18 protein-coding genes and 1 pseudogene are annotated in these 19,139 nt (G+C 70.3%); 17 read left to right on the top strand and 2 right to left on the bottom strand.

Annotation, left to right across the window (positions count from 1 at the left end; translation table 11 throughout):
• Positions 1-99: 99 nt before the first annotated feature.
• The 15 genes and pseudogenes from trpS to PT931_RS23080 all read left to right on the top strand — a co-directional run bounded on the left by trpS (position 100) and on the right by PT931_RS23080 (position 13,141).
• Complete coding sequence (trpS, locus tag PT931_RS23150; protein ID WP_456247847.1) at positions 100-1,104, top strand: tryptophan--tRNA ligase; 1,005 nt, start codon at positions 100-102, stop codon at positions 1,102-1,104.
• A gap of 33 nt (positions 1,105-1,137) precedes the next feature.
• Positions 1,138-1,656, top strand: a complete 519-nt coding sequence (locus PT931_RS23145; RefSeq protein WP_456247846.1) for a 2'-5' RNA ligase family protein — start codon at positions 1,138-1,140, stop codon at positions 1,654-1,656.
• A complete protein-coding gene (locus PT931_RS23140) occupies positions 1,653-2,564 on the top strand; it encodes a YihY/virulence factor BrkB family protein (protein ID WP_456247845.1) in 912 nt (303 codons plus the stop codon). Before PT931_RS23145 ends, PT931_RS23140 begins: the two co-directional genes overlap by 4 nt.
• 8 nt (positions 2,565-2,572) lie before the next feature.
• A complete protein-coding gene (locus PT931_RS23135) occupies positions 2,573-3,016 on the top strand; it encodes a hypothetical protein (RefSeq protein ID WP_363730714.1) in 444 nt (147 codons plus the stop codon).
• Between the two features lie 180 nt (positions 3,017-3,196).
• Complete coding sequence (locus PT931_RS23130; RefSeq protein ID WP_363730716.1) at positions 3,197-3,436, top strand: SCO4848 family membrane protein; 240 nt, start codon at positions 3,197-3,199, stop codon at positions 3,434-3,436.
• Between the two features lie 4 nt (positions 3,437-3,440).
• Positions 3,441-3,782 carry a hypothetical protein gene (locus PT931_RS23125; protein ID WP_456247844.1) on the top strand — a complete coding sequence of 114 codons (342 nt, stop codon included), beginning with the start codon at positions 3,441-3,443 and terminating at the stop codon, positions 3,780-3,782.
• Between the two features lie 235 nt (positions 3,783-4,017).
• Complete coding sequence (locus tag PT931_RS23120) at positions 4,018-5,076, top strand: BMP family lipoprotein (RefSeq protein WP_363731142.1); 1,059 nt, start codon at positions 4,018-4,020, stop codon at positions 5,074-5,076.
• Between the two features lie 64 nt (positions 5,077-5,140).
• Positions 5,141-6,643 carry an ABC transporter ATP-binding protein gene (locus PT931_RS23115; RefSeq protein ID WP_456247843.1) on the top strand — a complete coding sequence of 501 codons (1,503 nt, stop codon included), beginning with the start codon at positions 5,141-5,143 and terminating at the stop codon, positions 6,641-6,643.
• Positions 6,636-8,042 carry an ABC transporter permease gene (locus tag PT931_RS23110; protein ID WP_456247842.1) on the top strand — a complete coding sequence of 469 codons (1,407 nt, stop codon included), beginning with the start codon at positions 6,636-6,638 and terminating at the stop codon, positions 8,040-8,042. The genes PT931_RS23115 and PT931_RS23110 overlap by 8 nt, the downstream gene beginning before the upstream one ends.
• Positions 8,043-8,044: 2 nt before the next feature.
• Positions 8,045-9,268 (top strand): ABC transporter permease, encoded by a 1,224-nt coding sequence (locus PT931_RS23105; protein ID WP_456247841.1) that lies wholly within the window; start codon positions 8,045-8,047, stop codon positions 9,266-9,268.
• Positions 9,255-9,629 (top strand): annotated as a pseudogene (locus tag PT931_RS23100) (cytidine deaminase); the annotation flags it as partial. The gene PT931_RS23105 and the pseudogene PT931_RS23100, both read left to right, overlap by 14 nt.
• Positions 9,630-9,759: 130 nt before the next feature.
• On the top strand, positions 9,760-11,028 hold the full coding sequence (locus PT931_RS23095; protein ID WP_456248193.1) for a thymidine phosphorylase: 1,269 nt from the start codon (positions 9,760-9,762) through the stop codon (positions 11,026-11,028).
• A complete protein-coding gene (locus tag PT931_RS23090; RefSeq protein ID WP_456247840.1) occupies positions 11,021-11,371 on the top strand; it encodes a cupin domain-containing protein in 351 nt (116 codons plus the stop codon). The genes PT931_RS23095 and PT931_RS23090 overlap by 8 nt, the downstream gene beginning before the upstream one ends.
• Before the next feature lie 5 nt (positions 11,372-11,376).
• On the top strand, positions 11,377-11,964 hold the full coding sequence (locus PT931_RS23085) for a DUF4272 domain-containing protein (protein WP_456247839.1): 588 nt from the start codon (positions 11,377-11,379) through the stop codon (positions 11,962-11,964).
• A gap of 40 nt (positions 11,965-12,004) precedes the next feature.
• Positions 12,005-13,141 carry a low temperature requirement protein A gene (locus PT931_RS23080; protein ID WP_456247838.1) on the top strand — a complete coding sequence of 379 codons (1,137 nt, stop codon included), beginning with the start codon at positions 12,005-12,007 and terminating at the stop codon, positions 13,139-13,141.
• On the opposite strand, the gene PT931_RS23075 is transcribed toward PT931_RS23080, so the two are convergent.
• Positions 13,089-13,916: a putative RNA methyltransferase gene (locus PT931_RS23075; protein ID WP_456248192.1), complete on the bottom strand. Its 828-nt coding sequence runs from the start codon at positions 13,914-13,916 to the stop codon at positions 13,089-13,091. The genes PT931_RS23080 and PT931_RS23075 overlap by 53 nt on opposite strands.
• A 335-nt stretch (positions 13,917-14,251) precedes the next feature.
• On the opposite strand from PT931_RS23075, the gene glnII reads away from it, so the two are divergent.
• Complete coding sequence (gene glnII / locus PT931_RS23070; protein WP_456247837.1) at positions 14,252-15,265, top strand: glutamine synthetase; 1,014 nt, start codon at positions 14,252-14,254, stop codon at positions 15,263-15,265.
• A gap of 109 nt (positions 15,266-15,374) precedes the next feature.
• A complete protein-coding gene (locus tag PT931_RS23065) occupies positions 15,375-16,442 on the top strand; it encodes an adenosine deaminase (RefSeq protein WP_456247836.1) in 1,068 nt (355 codons plus the stop codon).
• 125 nt (positions 16,443-16,567) lie between these two features.
• Here PT931_RS23065 and pepN read toward each other — a convergent pair whose 3' ends face one another.
• Positions 16,568-19,111 (bottom strand): aminopeptidase N, encoded by a 2,544-nt coding sequence (gene pepN / locus PT931_RS23060; protein WP_456247835.1) that lies wholly within the window; start codon positions 19,109-19,111, stop codon positions 16,568-16,570.
• Positions 19,112-19,139: the final 28 nt, after the last annotated feature.

Below are 19,139 nucleotides of genomic sequence, written 5' to 3'. Positions count from 1 at the left end.
CCGAGCCCGGGGCGGTCAGGACCCCTGCGCGGTGACTCGAGAGTACAGAGTCGCCACCGGGCCGGCGGGTTCCGGATCGGAGCTGACAGAATCGACGGCATGCCTCGTGTCCTGTCCGGAATCCAGCCGACCGCAGACTCCTTCCACCTGGGTAACTACCTGGGTGCCGTGCGTAACTGGGTGGCCCTCCAGGAGACGCATGACGCCTTCTACTGCGTCGTGGACCTGCATGCGATCACCAGCGGCCACGACCCGGCTCTGCTCCGGCAGCGCACCCGGGTGTCGGCGGCCCAGCTGCTCGCGATCGGGATCGACCCGGAGCGCTCGACCCTGTTCGTGCAGTCGCACGTGCCGGAGCACGCCCAGCTCGGCTGGGTGATGGGCTGCATCACCGGGTTCGGCGAGGCGTCGCGGATGACCCAGTTCAAGGACAAGTCGGCCAAGCAGGGTACCGACCGGGCGAGCGTCGGCCTGTTCACGTACCCGATCCTGCAGGTCGCGGACATCCTGCTCTACCAGGCCGACGAGGTGCCCGTCGGTGAGGACCAACGCCAGCACATCGAGCTGACCCGCGACCTCGCGCAGCGGTTCAACACGACCTTCGGCCAGACGTTCACCGTGCCCAAGCCGCACATCCTCAAGGAGACGGCGAAGATCACGGACCTGCAGGACCCGACCGCGAAGATGAGCAAGTCCGCGTCGAGCCCGAACGGCATCATCGAGCTGCTGGACGAGCCGAACAAGTCGGCCAAGAAGATCCGCAGCGCGGTCACGGACGCGGGCCGCGAGGTCGTGTTCGACGCGGAGAACAAGCCCGGAGTCTCCAACCTGCTGACGATCTATTCGGCGCTCACAGGTGAGACGATTGCGGCACTCGAGACGCGCTACGCCGGCCGCGGGTACGGTGACCTGAAGAAGGAACTCGGTGAGGTGGTGGCGGAGTTCGCCCGGCCGATCCAGGAACAGACCAAGAAATACCTGGACAGTCCAGGCGAGCTCGATGAGATCCTGGCAGTCGGGGCCCGCAAGGCCCGGGCCGTCGCGTCGGAGACCCTCCGGACGGTCTACGACCGGATCGGTTTCCTGGCGTCCACCGCCAGCTAGGACGGCACGGTAGGGACGTCGACGGGAGGCGCGGTGAGTCAGACCATCGGGGTCGCCTTCCCGATTCCGGAACCCTGGGCCGCCGAGCTGGCCCGGGCCCGGGAGGCGGCGGGTGACCCGCTGGCCCGGTTCGTCCCGCCGCACCTGACCCTGATCGGCCCGACCGAGGTCCCCGCCGGGGAGCGGTCGGGCGTCGAGGACCACCTGCGCCGGGTCGCGGCCACCGGCTCCCCGTTCACGCTGCACCTGCGCGGGACGGGGACGTTCCGGCCGCTGACGGACGTGGTGTTCGTGATGGTCGCCCAGGGGATCAGCGAGTGCGAGCGGCTGGAGGAGTCGTTGCGCAGCGGCCCGCTGGCCCGGGACCTGCGGTTTCCGTACCACCCGCATGTGACCGTCGCCCACGACGTGCCGGCGCCGGCCCTCGACCGCGCGTTCGACGACCTGGCGGGTTTCGACGCGGCCTTCGAGGCGGCCGCGTTCACGCTCTACGAGCACGGCGACGACGGGATGTGGCGGCCACAGCGGGACTTCCCGCTGGTCGGCCCGTGAATCCGATCACCGTCGTCATGGGGTGGTGGGACCGCTCGATCGCTGCCCTGCGCCGGTGGTCCCCGAAGTTCGACCACTTCTGGCGGACCAAGGAGCGGTACGCCGACGTGCACGCCGGCCGGATGGCCGCCGCGATCTCCTACTACGGCTTCTTCGCCTGTTTCGCGCTCGCCCTGCTGGCGTTCTCCGTGCTCGGCTTCATCCTGGACAACAACAAGGACGTCGTCACGGCCGTGGAGAACTGGCTGCGCGCCAACCTGCCGTTCCTGGAGGTCGCCAGGATCACCGACGCGAAGGGCGCGGTGGGTACCTTCGCGCTGGCCGGCTTCCTGCTCACCGGCATCGGCTGGGTGGAGGCGATGCGGGCCTCGATCCGCGCCGTCTGGCTGCTGGACCAGGAGCCGGGCAACTACTTCATCCGCCGGGGCGTGGACATCCTCGTCCTGATCGGCCTGGGCCTGCTGCTGGCGCTGTCGATCGGGTTCTCGGTCGGCGCGCAGGCCGGGATCGGGTGGCTCAAGGGCCACATCGACATCGGTCCGGCGTTCGACGACCTGCTCGGCGTGCTGGGCGTCGGGGTCGCGGTCTTCATCAACTGGGTACTCGCGGCCGCCATGCTCACCGGCCTGCCCCGCCTGAAGATGCCGCTCGGCCGCTGGCTCCCGGCGGGGCTGCTCGTCGCGGTCGGGTTGGAGCTGCTCAAGACGGTCGCGCAGTTCTACATCATGCGGGTGAACCAGAACCCGGCGTACACCGTCGTGGCCGGCGCCGTGGGTCTGCTCGTCTTCCTGAACTTCTTCAGCCAGCTGCTGCTGTGGGGCTCGGCCCTGGCGGCGACCTCGGACCGTGGTGAGGTCCGCGACCTCGCGGCGGGGCCCGAGCAGGCGCCCGCCGGGGACGAGGGATGATGGCCGGTATGGGAGCCATCGTGACGCTTGACCTGCCGGACGACTCGCCGGCATATGACCTGCCCTGGATCATCACCTTCGGCCCGGCGTCGGACGACGAGGACGAGGTGTGGGAGCCGGTCGTCTGCGGGCCGTACTCCCGCGAGCACGCCCTCGCCGTCGCCAACGCCGTGGTGACCGACGAGGAGCTGCTGGCGGTCGTGGAGCCGCTGCAGCCGCACACCGAGATCGACGCGATCAAGGCCGAGATCGCCAAGGCGAAGGAGCTCGCGGCGTCCTACGACGACGAGGACTTCGCCGAGGACGACCACGAGGGCCACGACCACGGCCCGGACGGTCACGACCACGACCACGACGACGACCACCTCGCGCTGCCGGAGCCCTCGGCGCTGCCGACGGCCGCCGAGCTGAAGGCCGGCTTCACCGCGATCGCCGCCCGGCTGTCCGCCTAGTCCTCCGATGCCCGCGCCCTCCGGGGCGCGGGCATCTCCGTGTCCGGAGACGGCTGGCCGCGGCGGGTGCCCGCCCGGGACCGCCGGCCCGCGCCGGCCCACCTGCGGCGACGCGCCCCGCGCGCCATGAACCGACAGGGCGTCGGGAACCCATCTTCGACCGTGCGTAGAATCTCGCCCGTGGTGTTGTCCCGGGCCTGGTCGGCCTTTCTCGTCGGCGTCGGTGTGTGGAGCTGGATCATCTGGCCGCGGTTCGCGGTCGCGATCTGGCGGGACCCGCGTGCCTGGACAGGTGACACGCCCACGTCGTTCCTCTGGGTGCACGCGCTGCTGATCGCGGCGTCGCTGGCCATCGGGACGACGGTCGGGGTACTCGGCATCCGGGGCTGGCGCGCGGCCAGCCGGACCAGAAAGGTTTGAGCCTGTGGAAGCCCTGCGGCTGACTCTGAGGTACGTCCACCTGATCGGCTTCGCGCTGCTGTTCGGCGGCGTCGTGGTGCAGTACCTGTCGGGGAGGATCCGGATCAACACCGCGATGCTCGCCGGCTCGGCGGTGCAGCTGCTGACCGGGATCGCGCTGGCCGCCCCGCTCGGCCGCGCGGTGCAGCCGGATCCGGCCAAACTGGCCGTCAAGGGCGTACTCGCCCTGCTGATCTTCATCATGGTGTGGGTGGTCCGGAAGAAGGAGTCGGTCGCGACCGGCCATTTTCTCGCCATCGGCGGTATGACCTTGATTAATGCCGGCGTCGCGACGTTCTGGCACTAGATCCTGTCGGGCGCGGGTTTTCTCACAGCGCAATGCATCCAAATCGCCTAAACCCGTCATGATCGCACAGTAAAGTCACAGTCAAATAACGGATCGATAACAGCGGGAACGTCGTACGGCCGCGTGCGTGCGCTACTGGGCGGTAGAACCCGCTAGTCTCCGTCCGTTGAGATCACCGCGGATTCCTGCGGTGGAACCTGTGTGGAAGGAGACCGCCTTGCGCCGAGTGCGTGGGATGAGGGTCGTCGCCGTACTGGCGATCGGTGGCCTCGCTCTGTCCGCTGCTGCCTGCGGCAGCAAGCCGGAGAGCAACAACGGCTCGTCGAGCGGCAAGAAGTACAAGGCCTGCATGGTCACCGACACCGGGGGCATCGACGACAAGTCGTTCAACACCTCCGCGTGGGCCGGTCTCAAGGCCGCCGAGAAGGACAACTCGGCGATCGAGACCAAGTACGTGACCTCGGCCGCCGAGACCAACTACGAGCCGAACCTGAACGCGTTGGTCGCCGAGAAGTGTGACCTCGTGGTCGCCGTCGGCGGTCTGATGGGCGACGCGACCAAGGCTGCGGCGGGGAAGAACCCGAACCAGAAGTTCGCGATCATCGACTCGAAGATCGACCTGCCGAACGTCTACTCGATGCAGTTCAACACCGCGCAGGCCGGCTTCCTCGCCGGTTACCTGGCCGCGGGCACCAGCACTTCGGGCAAGGTCGCCACCTGGGGCGGTCTGAAGATCCCGCCGGTGACCATCTTCATGGACGGCTTCGCCGAGGGTGTCGCCGAGTACAACAAGGTCAAGGGCAAGACCGTCACCGTCCTGGGCTGGAACAACAAGACCCAGGAAGGCACCTTCGCGGGTAGCTTCACCGACCAGAACAAGGGCAAGCAGATCACGGACGGTTTCGTCGCCCAGGGCGCCGACGTCGTGATGCCGGTCGCCGGTGGCGCCGGGCTGGGCACCGCCGCGGCCGCGCAGGCCTCCGGCGGCAAGGTCAGCGTCATCTGGGTGGACCAGGACGGCTGCGAGTCGGTCAAGCAGTACTGCTCGGTGTTCCTGTCGACCGTCGTCAAGAACATCTCCGACGCCGTCAAGGACGCCGCGCTCAAGGGCGCCAAGGGCGAGGGCCTGACCGGCGGCTTCGCCGGCACGCTGTCCAACAACGGCGTCTCGCTGGCCCCGTTCCACGAGTTCGACAGCAAGGTCTCGGCCGAGCTGAAGAAGGAGCTGGACCAGCTGAAGACGGACATCGGCTCGGGCAAGATCAAGATTGAGTCCCCGGCACAGCCGAAGTAGTACCAGAATGTGAGCAGGGGGTGCCGGGACAACCCGGCACCCCCTGTATCCGGTGAGGAGGACGATGAAACTCGAACTGCGCGGCATCACCAAGACGTTCGGTGAGCTGGTCGCCAACGATCACATCGACCTCACCGTCGAGCCCGGCGAGATACACGCGCTGCTCGGAGAGAACGGCGCCGGCAAGTCCACCCTGATGAACGTCCTGTACGGACTGCTCAAGCCCGACTCGGGCGAGATCCTCGTGGACGACAAGCCCCTCACCCTGAAGACGCCCGGCGACGCCATCGCGGCCGGCATCGGCATGGTGCACCAGCACTTCATGCTCATCCCCGTCTTCACGGTCGCCGAGAACATCATGCTCGGCGCCGAGGACACCCGGCTCGGCATGCTCGACCGGGCCAAGGCCAGTAAGCACGTCGTCGAGGTGTCGAAGCGCTACGGCCTGCCGGTCGACCCCGACGCGATCGTCGAGGAGCTGCCGGTCGGCATCCAGCAGCGGGTCGAGATCGTCAAGGCGCTCACCCGCGACGTGGACCTGCTGATCCTGGACGAGCCGACCGCCGTGCTCACCCCGCAGGAGACCGACGAGCTGCTCGAGGTCATGCGCGGGCTCAAGGCCGCCGGCAAGTCGATCGTCCTGATCACCCACAAGCTGCGCGAGGTCAAGGCCATCGCGGACAAGATCACCGTGATCCGGCGGGGCAAGGTCGTCGGCACCGCCGACCCGGGCGCCAGCCAGGACGAACTCGCCGCGATGATGGTCGGCCGGCACGTGAAGCTCACCGTGGACAAGGCCCCGGCGCAGCCCGGCGAGCCGGTCCTTTCGATCGCGAACCTGACCGTCGTGGACGAGCGCGGCCACCGCGCCGTGGACGGCGTCGACCTGACCGTGCGGGCCGGCGAGGTGCTCGGCATCGCCGGGGTGCAGGGCAACGGGCAGACCGAGCTGGTCGAGGCCGTGATGGGCCTGCGCGCGGTACTGGAGGGCACGATCACGCTCCAGGACCGGGACCTGCACGGTCGTACCCCGAAAGAGGTGTTGGAGGCCGGGGTCGGTTATGTCCCCGAGGACCGCAGCACCGACGGGATCGTCAAGGACTTCTCGGTCGCCGAGAACCTCGTGCTCGACCTGTACGACCGCGAGCCGTTCGCCAAGGGGCTGGTGTTCCGGCCGGCCGAGGTGCAGCGCAACGCGGCCGAGCGGATCGCCGAGTTCGACATCCGGACCCAGTCCCCGGACGAGGCGGTCGGCTCGCTGTCCGGCGGCAACCAGCAGAAGGTCATCGTGGCCCGGGAGATGTCCCGGCCGCTGAAGCTGCTGGTCGCCTCGCAGCCCGCCCGGGGCGTGGACGTCGGCTCGATCGAGTTCATCCACAACCGGATCGTCCGCGAGCGCGACCAGGGCGGTGCCGTACTGCTCGTGTCCACCGAACTGGACGAGATCCTGGCCCTCGCCGACCGGATCTCCGTGATGTACCGGGGCAAGGTCATCGCGACCCTGCCGGCCGCCGAGGCGACGGCGGAGAAGCTGGGACTGCTCATGGCTGGAGTGACAGGTGACTGACCCGACCAAGGACGAGCCGCAGCCGCCCCGCGAGGGGGAGGCGACGCCGGCCGAGGCGCGGGCCGAGCGCCCGGCGGCGGCGGACGGCGCGGGGTCGGACGCGGCCTCGAAGGCCGGCCCGGATCCGTCGAAGGCTGACGGCTCGGCAGCGGACGCTGTCCCGGCCGCCGCCGCGACCAAGGACGAACCGCCGGTGAAGCGGTCTCTCGGCCGGTTGTTCATCGAGGAGCTGACCACCGCGAACTCGTTCATGGTCACGTTCCTGGCCATCGTGCTCGCCATGGTCGTCGGCGGGCTCCTGATCGTCATCGTGGACGCCGACGCCCGCGAGGCCTGGGGCTACTTCTTCTCCGCCCCGGGCGACGCGATCAGTTTCAGCTGGTACGCGGTCCGTGACGCCTACGTGGCCCTCTTCCAGGGTGCCGTGTTCGACCCGTCGACCCTGTCGGGCGGCAGCGCGTCGCAGATCTTCTACCCGATCACCGAGACGCTCACGTACGCCGCGCCGCTGACCTTCACCGGTCTGGCCGTGGCGCTGGCGTTCCGGGCCGGCCTGTTCAACATCGGCGCAGAGGGCCAGGTGATCTTCGGCTGCATCGGCGGGGCGGTCGCCGGCTTCGCGGTGCCGCTGCCGTACGGGCTGCACCTGATCTTCGCGCTGCTCTCGGCGGCCGTGTTCGGCGCGCTCTGGGGCCTGATCCCCGGCTTCCTGAAGGCCAAGACCGGCGCGCACGAGGTCATCACGACCATCATGCTGAACAACGTGGCCGCGATCTTCCTGGTCTGGCTGGTCACCCAGAAGGGCGTCCAGGACCCGTCGCGGACGGACGCGATCAGCAAGAAGGTCGACGAGACCGCGAAGCTGCCGCACATCTTCGGGGACGCCTACCGGCTCAACCTGGCCATCATCCTGGCCATCGCGGCGGCGTTCGGGGTGTCCTGGCTGCTGAACCGGTCGACGCTGGGCTTCGAGTTCCGCGCGGTGGGTGCGAACCCGGACGCGGCGCGGACGGCGGGCATGAGCATCTCCAAGGCGTACATCCTGGTGATGGTGGTCGCGGGTGCACTGGCCGGCCTGGGCGGCGGCAGCGTCCTGCTGGGGACCGCGCACGCGCTGACCCCGTCCGTGAGCGCCGGGATCGGCATCGACGGCATCACCGTGGCCCTGCTGGGACGGGCGAAACCGTGGGGCGTCGTCGGCGCGGCGCTCCTGATCGGCGGGTTGCAGGCCGGGGCCGTGAAGATGCAGGCGGCGGCCAACATCCCGATCGACATGGTCAACGTGCTCCAGGCCCTGATCGTGGTGTTCATCGCCGCGCCGGCCCTGATCAAGGCCATCTTCCGACTCCGCGCGGTCACCACGAGCGGGACCACGACGACCCTGGCGAAGGGGTGGTGACCATGGGCTTCTGGAACCGCTCCCGGAAGGCCGGGGCCGTCTACGTAGTACTCGGACTGTTCGCGTTCGCGTTCTTCGGGCTGATCAAGCCGGCGACCGAGCAGGTCGTACTCAAGTTCACCGACGACACGTCGCTGACGTTCGGTCCCCGGGCGGTGATCCTGGTCCTGGGCCTGCTCACCGTCGCGGCGGGCGCGGCGCTGCTGGCCGGCCGCGACTGGTTCCCGACGGCCACGGCGGTCGCGCTGCTCGGCTTCGTGGGCGCGTTCATGCTGTGGGCCGTGTCGCTGGCCAAGGTCGGGCACACGATCTACGCCGTGGACCTGGTGAACGGCACCCTGATCGCCGCGCTGCCGCTGATCTTCGGTTCGCTCGGCGGGGTGCTGTGCGAGCGGTCCGGGGTCGTGAACATCAACATCGAGGGCCAGCTGCTGATCGGGGCGTTCGGCGGGGCGCTGGTCGGCACGCTGACCCAGAACGTGTGGGCCGGGATCGTCGCCGGAGCCGTGTTCGGCGCGCTGATGGCGGCGCTGCTCGCGGTGTTCGCGATCAAGTACCTGGTGGACCAGGTCGTGCTCGGCGTCATCCTGAACGTGCTCGCGATCGGCATCACCGGCGTGATCTACGAGCGCCTGATGCAGCCCGAGGCCGTCACGTACAACCAGCCGCCCAAGCTCGACAACTGGAACATCCCGCTGCTGTCGGACATCCCGTTCCTCGGCCCGGCGCTGTTCCGGAACAACATCTTCGTGTACCTGGCGCTGATCCTCGTCGGCGTGGTCACCTTCGCCCTGTTCCGCACCCGGTGGGGCCTGCGGACCCGGGCGGTCGGCGAGCACCCGACGGCCGCGGACACGGTGGGGATCAAGGTGCGCGCCGTGCGGTACCGCAACGTGATCCTCGGTGGTCTCGTCGCCGGACTCGGCGGCGCGGCGCTCACCCTGGGCTCCGGTCTGGCGTTCAACAAGAACATGACCGCCGGGAAGGGCTTCATCGCCCTGGCGGCCGTCATCTTCGGCCGGTGGAGCCCGACGGGCGCGCTGGGTGCGGCGCTGCTGTTCGGGTTCGCCGACAAGCTCCAGACGGTGCTCAGCTCGACGCAGAGCCCGATCCCGTCGGACTTCCTCCGGATGGCGCCGTACATCGCGACGTTGTTCGCCGTGGCCGGCCTGGTCGGCAAGGTGCGCGCCCCGGCGGCGGACGGGAAGCCGTATGTCAAGGGCTGAGATCGACTGGGACGCGCTGCGGACGGCGGCCCGGGACGTGATGACCAGGGCGTACGCGCCGTACTCGAAGTTCCCGGTGGGGGCCGCCGCGCTGGTCGACGACGGCCGGATCGTGGCCGGCTGCAACGTGGAGAACGCGTCCTACGGCCTCACGCTGTGCGCGGAGTGCGGCCTGGTGGGCGCGTTGCACGCGACGGGCGGCGGCCGGCTGGTGGCGATGTCGTGCGTGGACGGCGCGGGGGAGGCGCTGATGCCGTGCGGCCGGTGCCGGCAGCTGCTGTTCGAGCACGGCGGCCCGGACTGTCTGATCGACCACCGGGACGGCCCGATTCCGATGCGCGACCTGTTGCCGCACGCGTTCACCTTGTGATTTTCCGCCCATCTGGGACGAAGGCGCGCGAATTTTGTCCGTAATGCACAGGTAAGCGGGTGCCGATAACCCCGTGATCCCCACAGGGCCGCCCCCACGCGTGGATAGGCTACTCACCGTGATGAACGCTGTGGACGTGATCCGGACCAAGCGGGACCGGCAGGCCCTGACCGACGAGCAGATCGACTGGGTGATCGACGCCTACACCTCGGGCGTCGTGGCCGACGAGCAGATGTCGGCCCTGGCGATGGCGATCCTGCTCAACGGCATGACGCCCCGCGAGATCGCCCGGTGGACCGCCGCGATGATCGCCTCGGGCGAGCGGCTGGACCTGTCCAGCGTGTCCCGCCCGACCGTGGACAAGCACTCCACCGGCGGCGTCGGCGACAAGATCACGCTGCCGCTGACCCCGCTGGTCGCCGCGTGCGGCGCGGCCGTGCCGCAGCTGTCCGGCCGGGGTCTCGGGCACACCGGCGGCACCCTGGACAAGCTGGAGACCATCCCCGGCTGGCGGGCGAAGATCTCCAACGCCGAGTTCCTCCGCCAGCTCGGCGACTCCGGCGCGGTGATCTGCGCGGCCGGCGACGAGCTGGCCCCCGCCGACCGCAAGCTCTACGCGCTCCGCGACGTCACCGGCACGGTCGAGGCCATCCCGCTGATCGCCTCCTCGATCATGAGCAAGAAGATCGCGGAGGGTACGTCGGGCCTGGTCCTGGACGTGAAGGTCGGCTCGGGCGCGTTCATGAAGGACCTCGACCGGGCCCGCGAGCTCGCCCGCACCATGGTGGAGCTGGGCACCGCGCACGGCGTCGACACGGTCGCGCTGCTCACCGACATGTCCGTCCCGCTCGGGCTGAAGATCGGCAACGCGCTGGAGGTCGAGGAGTCCCTGGAGGTCCTCCAGGGCGGCGGCCCGGCGGACGTCGTCGAGCTGACCCTGGCCCTGGCCCGCGAGATGCTCGCGCTGGCCGGCATCGACGCCGACCCCGAGAAGGCGCTGAAGGACGGCCGGGCGATGGACGCCTGGCGCGCGATGATCGAGGCGCAGGGCGGCGACCCGGACGCGCCGCTGGCCCAGGCCCCGGTCACGGAGACCGTGAAGGCGACCGAGTCGGGCGTGCTGGCGAGCCTCGACGCGTACCAGGTCGGGGTCGCCGCGTGGCGGCTCGGCGCGGGCCGGGCGCGCAAGGAGGACCCGGTGTCGGCGGGCGCGGGCATCGTCCTCCACCGCAAGCCCGGCGACCGGGTCGAGGCCGGCGACGTGCTGCTCGAACTGCGCGCCGACGACGAGAGCCGGCTCGCCGGGGCGCACGATGCCCTCAAGGGCGCCTGGACCATCGGCGCCACCGGACAGTCCCCGTCCCTGATCCTGGAGAAGATCCATGCCTGAGCTGATCAAGAGCCCGACCCGCATCCCGGTACCGGGCGGCAAGGTCATCGACGAGTACGTGGGGCGGGTGAACACCGGTCACGAGGCCGTGTCCGTCGCGCACATGATCGCGCCGGCCGGCTGGGACGAGCCCGCGCAGACGCCCGAGTTCGACGAGATCACGGTCGTGCTGAAGGGCACCGTGCGCGTGGAGCACGACGGCGGGGTGCTCGACGTTGCGGCCGGGCAGGCGGTGCTCACGAAGGGCGGCGAGAAGGTGCGGTACACGGCGCCCGACGGGGCCGAGTACCTGGCGGTCTGCCTGCCGGCGTTCAGCCCGGACGCGGCACACCGGGACGAGTAGTACCCGTGGACCCAGCCGCCCTCCGGTCCGAATCCGTGCTCGAACTCCGCCGGCTCGGGGCACCCGCCCCCGGCCGCCGGTACCCGCTGACCTACCGGCCGGGCGCGTCGATCGGCGTGCGCCCCGTGGCCGAGCTGGAGGCCCGGGTGGCCGTCCTGCACATCGCGTACGCCCGCACGCTGGGCATGCCCACCGAACGCGCCATGGACTGGCTGCTCGACGCGCACATCCTGCGGTTCGTCGACCAGGGCGAGTGGCGGTTCATCGTGCACGGCGACGGGGACAGCCGCGAGCACGCGGCCGGGATCGAGGCCGCCGCCGCGCTGTGCTGGGTCCTCGGCCTGCGCGACGACCTCGACCCGCTGGCCCGCGCGGACGGCCGGGGGCTGCCGGACCTGCGCGGCGGGGAACGGTACGCGGACTGGCGGTCCCGCACCCTGACCGCCGTGCGGGAACCGGCGGAGGCGGCGGCGCTGCTGGACCTCTACTCGTGCCTGGACTGGTCCTGCCACGAGGCGCGGACCCCGGGGCTCGACCCGGTGCTGGTGGCGCGGCGGCTGGGGGCGCTGGAATGGGCGGTCACGTTCGACTAGTACCCGTCGGACGGGGTTGATCGGGCCGCATAATGAGCACGTGACCTCGCCCTACCACCTCGAACCGCCGGCCGACCGGGTCTCCAACCTGGAGCTGTTCTTCGACCTGGTGTTCGTCTTCACGATCACGCAGCTGACCACGAGACTCGCGGCCGACCTGACCTGGCTCGGCTTCGGCCGGGTGACGCTGCTGCTGTTCATGATCTGGTGGATGTACAGCGGCTACGCCTGGGTCACGAACTCGGTCCGGGTGCACTCGATGCCCCGCCGGGTGCTGCTGATGACGGCCATGACCGCGTTCCTGGTGCTGGCGCTCGCGCTGCCCGAGTCCTACGCCGACACCGGCCTGTACTTCGGCCTCGCCTACTTCGTCATCAACGCCGTCCACTCCGGACTGCTGTTCCTCGGCGGCGGCCGGAACGTGGCCCGCACCATGGCCTGGATCGGCCCGCTGAACCTGGCCTCGGCCACCCTGGTGCTCGTCGGCGGCTGGCTGCACCTGCCCTGGCTGTGGGTCGCGGCGGCGGCACTCCAGTTCTGCACGCCGTACCTGCACCCGGTCAGCGGCTTCGACGTGCGGGCCGGGCACTTCGCCGAACGGCACAGCCTGGTCCTGATCATCGCGCTGGGCGAGTCGGTCGTCGCGATCGGCGTCGGCGCCGCGAGCAACGAGGACCTGACCTGGGCGGCCGTCGGGGCGGCGGCCCTGGCCCTGACCCTGGCCTACCACCTGTGGTGGGCCTACTTCGCGGGCGACGAGAACCGGGCCGAGCACGCCCTGGAGGCCATCGCGGACCCGGCGCGGCGGGCCCGACTGGCCCTGAACGCCTTCGGCTACGCGTACCTGCCGATGCTGCTCGGCATCGTCGCGATGTCCGCCGGGGTGAAGAAGGCCCTGGCGCACCCGACCGAGCACTCGCACCTCGACGCCGCGCTCGTCCTGGCCGGCGGGGTCGCGCTGTTCCTGGTCGGCGAGGCGCTGTTCCGCGGCGTACTGCGGATCGGGCTGCCCGTCTGGCGGCTGGTCGGCGCGGCGGCGGCGATGGCCACCGTCCCCGTCGGCACGGCGCTGAACCCGTTGGCCCAGCTCCTCGCCCTGATCGTGGTGTTCGTGGCCGTCTTCGTCACCGAGGAAGTGGTGCGTAGAGGGAGCACCGCACAGCCAGCGTCACGCTGACCCGCTCCGGCAGGTCCGCCAGCCCGGCCGCCTCCGTGTGGTACGCGCTCGGCCCCATCCCAACCAGGTCGGCGACCGCCGCGTGGTCCAGGTCCAGCACCTTCCGCAACTCCGAAGACCCGACAACCTCAAAATCCTTGTCGGTTACGGATGCCATGCGCTCGGCCTTCGTAGGATCCACGGCCAACATGCCCAGGGGTTCCCGGATCTCGGCCAGGTGCTCCGGCAACGGGGTCACCACGGCCAACCGGCCACCCGGGCGCAGCACCCGGCGGAACTCGGCCACATTCCGGGGCGCGAACACGTCCAGCACCAGGTCGACGCTGCCGTCGGCCAGCGGGAGCTTCCCCCAGCAGTCGGCCACCGCCGCCATGGCCCGCTCGTGCACCCTGGCGGCCCTGCGGGCCGCGTACCGCGACAGGTCCAGGGCCAGGCCCTCCGCCCGGGGTGAGCGGTCGAGCACCCGGGCCAGGTAGTACCCGGTGCCCGCGCCGACCTCCACGACCACGCCACCCGGGGCCGCCGGCAACAGGTCGGCGACCGGCTCGTAGTGGCCCGCCCCGAGGAAGGCGGCCCGGTGCGCGATCATCTCGGCGGTGTCCCCGGTACCGGGGTCCCTCCCGGCCAGCAGGTTCACGTACCCCTGCCGGGCCCGGTCGAACGCGTGCCCGTTCTCGCAGGTCAACCCCCCGGCCCGCTCCGCGGCCCGGGCCTGCCGGACGAACTCTTCCCCGCACACGGGACACCGCATCGCACCGATCAGCATGCGGACCATCATCCTCGGGCCCCGGCGCCGGCCGCGCCCGAGGCGGCCGGAACGCGGAAATGCGCCCGATGGACTCGGTACACATCTATAGCGTTTGATTCTGGTTCTTCTCTATCGTTTCCTGTGCGGGCCGCCCCTTCCGGTTGGGTAGGCCGGTACTTCCCGCCGACAGCCCCTGCGCCGAACTGGTCGATAAACGCACAGGCACCGGCAGGGGCGGCCCGCACCCGTCCCTGCCGTCCGGGTACGACTCATGGATTTAACAATCGGGAAATGGTCGGGAAACCGCGTCCGGACACCCTCGATGGAGTAGCCGCCACCCACGCAGGGATAGGACTTCGCACATGGTGTTCAAGGCCGAGTACATCTGGATCGACGGCACCGAGCCGACCGCCAAGCTCCGCTCGAAGACGCGGGTCCTGGCCGACGGGGCGGAACTCCCGCTGTGGGGCTTCGACGGCTCCAGCACCAACCAGGCCCTCGGTTCGGCCTCCGACTGCGTGCTCAAGCCCGTGTTCAGCTGTCCGGACCCGATCCGGGGCGGCGACAACCTGCTGGTGCTGTGCGAGGTGCTCGACACCGCGATGGCCCCGCACCCGACCAACACCCGGGCCCGGCTCACCCAGGTCGCCGAGCAGTTCGCCGACCAGGAGCCGATCTTCGGGATCGAGCAGGAGTACACGTTCTTCGCGGACAACCGCCCGCTGGGCTTCCCGGTCGGCGGCTTCCCGGCCCCGCAGGGCGGCTACTACTGCGGCGTCGGCTCCGACGAGATCTTCGGCCGGGCCATCGTCGAGAAGCACCTCGACCACTGCATCGCGGCCGGCCTGGCGATCTGCGGCATCAACGCCGAGGTCATGCCCGGCCAGTGGGAGTTCCAGATCGGCCCCGTCGACCCGGTGACGGCGTCCGACCACCTGTGGGTCGCGCGCTGGCTGCTGTACCGCACGGCGGAGGACTTCGGCGTCGCCGCGACCCTGGACCCGAAGCCCGTCCGGGGCGACTGGAACGGCGCGGGCGCGCACACCAACTTCTCCACCAAGGCCATGCGCGAGGGGTACGACCCGATCATCACCGCCTGCGAGGCGCTCGGCGAGAACGTCCTGGAGCACGTGCACAACTACGGCGCGGGCATCGAGGGCCGGCTCACCGGGCAGCACGAGACCGCCCCGTGGAACGTGTTCAGCTACGGCGTGTCCGACCGGGGCGCCTCCGTGCGGATCCCGTGGCAGGTCGAGGTCGAGCAGAAGGGCTACCTGGAGGACCGGCGGCCGAACGCGAACGCCGACCCGTACACCGTGACCCGGCTCGTGGTGAGCACCTGCTGCGCCGCGCTGGAGAAGGCCGGCCAGGTCTAGGAGCGACCCCGGCCGGGGCCGGGCCGACTGTAGGGCCGTGCTCACACCGCGTGCGTGAGTTGTCTCGCTATCGCAGGTGCGGGCACGGCCCGAGCACTAAAGTCTGACCATGGCACCGACGTATGAGGACATTCGTTCCGCTCCCAAGGCCCTGCTCCACGACCACCTCGATGGCGGCCTGCGTCCCGCGACGATCATCGAGCTGGCCGGCGCGATCGGGCACCAGCTGCCGGCCACCGAGCCCGAGGCGCTGGGCCGCTGGTTCGTGGACGCGGCGAACTCCGGTTCGCTGGTCCGCTACCTGGAGACCTTCGACCACACCGTGGCCGTCATGCAGACCGCCGACGCGCTGCGCCGGGTGGCCCGGGAATGCGCCGAGGACCTGGCCGACGACGGCGTCGTGTACGCCGAGGTCCGCTACGCCCCCGAACAGCACGTCTCGCAGGGCCTGACCCTGAACCAGGTCGTCGAGGCCGTGCTGGAGGGCTTCCGGGAGGGCACCGCCAACGCGGCCGCCCGGGGCCGGCAGATCCGGGTCGGCACCCTGCTCACGGCCATGCGGCACGCGGCCCGGTCGATGGAGATCGCGGAGCTGGCCGTGCAGTACCGCGACTCCGGGGTCGTCGGGTTCGACATCGCGGGCGCCGAGGCCGGGTTCCCGCCCACCCGGCACCTGGACGCGTTCGAGTACCTCCAGCGGGAGAACTCGCACTTCACCATCCACGCCGGCGAGGCGTTCGGCCTGCCGAGCATCTGGGAGGCCATCCAGTGGTGCGGGGCCGACCGGCTCGGGCACGGCGTGCGGATCGTGGACGACATCGTCGACGGGCAGCTGGGCCGGCTGGCGTCCTACGTCCGGGACAAGCGGATCCCGCTGGAGCTGTGCCCGTCCTCGAACCTGCAGACCGGCATCGCCGACACGATCTCCGAGCACCCGATCGGGATGCTGCACGACCTGCGGTTCCGGGTCACGGTCAACACCGACAACCGCCTGATGAGTGGTACGAGCATGTCGCGGGAGATGAGCCTGCTCGTCGACGCGTTCGGCTACGGCTGGGCTGACCTGCAGTGGTTCACGGTCAACGCGATGAAGAGTTCGTTCATCCCGTTCGACGAGCGGCTGGTGCTGATCAACGAGGTCATCAAGCCGGCGTACGCCAAGCTGATCTCGGGCTGATCCGGGGCTCGCTCCGGGCCGGGCGGGCTGACCGGCCGCGGCTCCGGGCCGGGCCCTCTTCGGACGGCCCTCTCCTCGGGGGTGGCTTCGGGCCGGCGCCTGGCGGCGCCGGCCCGAAGCCCCACTCACACCCTGTCCCGCTCCTGCGCCCGCAACGCCCGCACCACATCATCCCGGCCCTCGATGAGGATCCGCCGCAGAGCCGGCGCCGGGTCATGCTCGGCGAGGAACGCGTCCGTCTTGTCGATGGTCGACTGCTCGATCCACAGCCGCGGGTACAGCCCGTTCACGAGCAGCCGGGAGATCTCCCCGGCCCGACCGGCCCACACGGCCGGCAGCGCCGCGAAGTACTTGTCGACGTAGCCGCTGAGCAGGTCCCGCTGTCCGGCCTGCATGAACCCGCCGCCGGCCGAGCCCCGGAAGCCGATCACGGCCTCCTGGGTCCCGTTGGGCAGGTCGGAGCGGTCGATCACCGAGGCCCACGCCTCGGCCTTGGCGCCCGCGTCGGGCAGGGCCGCCAGCGCGCCGGCCGCGTTCTGCCGGCCCGCCGTGGTCTCGTCCGACGCCAGCTCGGCCTCGATCTCGGCCCGGCCGACCCGGCCGTTGCGGGCGAGCGCGGACAGCAGCGCCCAGCGCAGGTCCGTGTCGACCGCGAGCCCCGCGACGACCACCGAGCCGTCGAGCAGGGCGGCCACGTGGTCGAGGTCCGCGTCGCGGCCGGCGACCCGGGCGAACAGCCGGGCCCAGGCGAGCTGGTGGTCGCTGCCCGGCGCGGCGGTGTCGAGGTGGCCGCGGGCGGCGTCGGCGACGAGCCCGGCGGGGGCGTCGGTGGTCACGTACCGCTCCAGGGACGTGACCAGGGAGCGGAGCAGCAGTTCGACGACGCCGATGTCCGTCTCGCGCCCGATGCCGTTCAGTACGAGCCGGATGTAGTCGCGGGCGGCCAGTTCGCCGCTGCGGACCATGTCCCAGGTGGCCGTCCAGCACAGGGCGCGCGGCAGGGACTCCGCGAACTCGCCGATCCCGGTGATCAGGGTGTCCAGCGAGCGCTCGTCGAACCGGATCTTCGCGTACGTCAGGTCGTCGTCGTTCAGCAGCACCAGGTCGGGCTGCGGCTGGCCGACGAGGGCCGGGACCTCGGTGACCGGGCCGGTGACGTCGAGCTCGATCCGGTGGGTGCGGCTGAGGCCGAGCGGGCCGCGCTCGTACAGGCCGATGGCGATCCGGTGCGACCGCAGGGTCGGGTGCTCCTCGGACGCCTCCTGCTCGACGACGAAGCTCTCGAACAGCCCGGACGGGCCGGTGGTGAACCGGGGCCGCAGCGTGTTCGGGCCGGAGGTCTGCAGCCACTCGGCCGACCAGGTCGACAGGTCCCGGCCGGATGTCTTCTCCAGGGCCTGGAGCAGGTCCGTGAGGGTGGTGTTGCCCCAGGCGTGCCGGTCGAAGTAGTGCCGGATGCCGGCGAAGAACTGCTCGCTGCCGACCCACGCGGCGAGCTGCTTGAGGACGGCGGCGCCCTTGGCGTAGGTGATGCCGTCGAAGTTGGTCAGCAGGTCCATCAGGTCGCGGATGTCGGCCACGATCGGGTGGGTCGACGGGAGCTGGTCCTGCATGAGGGCCCAGGACTTGTCGTCGTTGGCGAAGTTCGTCCAGGCGCCGGGCCACTTGGTGACCTCGGTCAGGGCCCGGACGGAGACGTAGGTGGCGAAGGACTCCTTCAGCCACAGGTCGTCCCACCAGCGCATCGTCACCAGGTCGCCGAACCACATGTGCGCGAGCTCGTGCAGGACGGTCTCGGCGCGCTGCTGGCGGCGGGTGTCGGTGACCTTGGAGCGGAACACGTAGTTCTCGTTCAGGGTCACGCAGCCGACGTTCTCCATGGCCCCGATGTTGTACTCGGGCACGAAGATCTGGTCGTACTTCTCGAACGGGTACGGCTGGTCGAACGTCCGGGTGAAGTAGTCGAAGCCCTGCTTGGTGACCTCGATGATCTCGTCGGCGTCGAGGTGGGCGCCCATCGAGGCGCGGCAGGCCACGGCCAGCGGCACGACCTGGCCGGACGCGAGGGTGTGGCTGTCGCGCACCACGTGGTACTTCCCGGCCACGACCGCCGTGATGTACGTCGAGATCCGGGGCGTCGGCCCGAACGTCCACACCCCGTCGACCGGCTCGGGGGTGGTGGAGTTGGAGAACACCTCCCAGTCGGCGGGCGCGGTGACCGTGAACGTGAAGGCGCCCTTGAGGTCGGGCTGCTCGAAGGTGGTGAACACCCGGCGCGCGTCGGGGACCTCGAAGTGGGTGTAGACGTAGACGTTGCCGTCCACGGGGTCGACGGTGCGGTGCAGGCCCTGGCCGGTGTTCGAGTACCCGCAGTCGGCGACGACCCGCAGCTCGTTCGTGGTGGCCAGGTCGGGCAGCAGCACGCGGCCGTCGGCGTAGTGGGTGGCGACGTCGAGGGACCGGCCATTGAGGACGATCTCGTGCACCCGGGGGGCCTCGAGGTCCGCGAACGACGAGGCGCCGGCTTCCCGGGCGGAGAAGCGGATCACCGTGGTGGAGGTGAAGGTCTCCGGTCCCTGGGTCAGGTCGAGCTGCACGTCGTAGGTGTCCACGTGGAGCAGGTCGCCCCGTTCGCGGGCCTCGTCGCGGGAGAGGTTGAGTCCAGGCATGAACAAGACGGTAGCCGCTGCTCCATTA

The sequence above is a fragment of the Longispora urticae genome, from assembly GCF_053902585.1.
The sequence above is the reverse complement of the archived record's forward strand: the minus strand, read 5'-3'. Positions and strand labels throughout refer to the sequence as shown.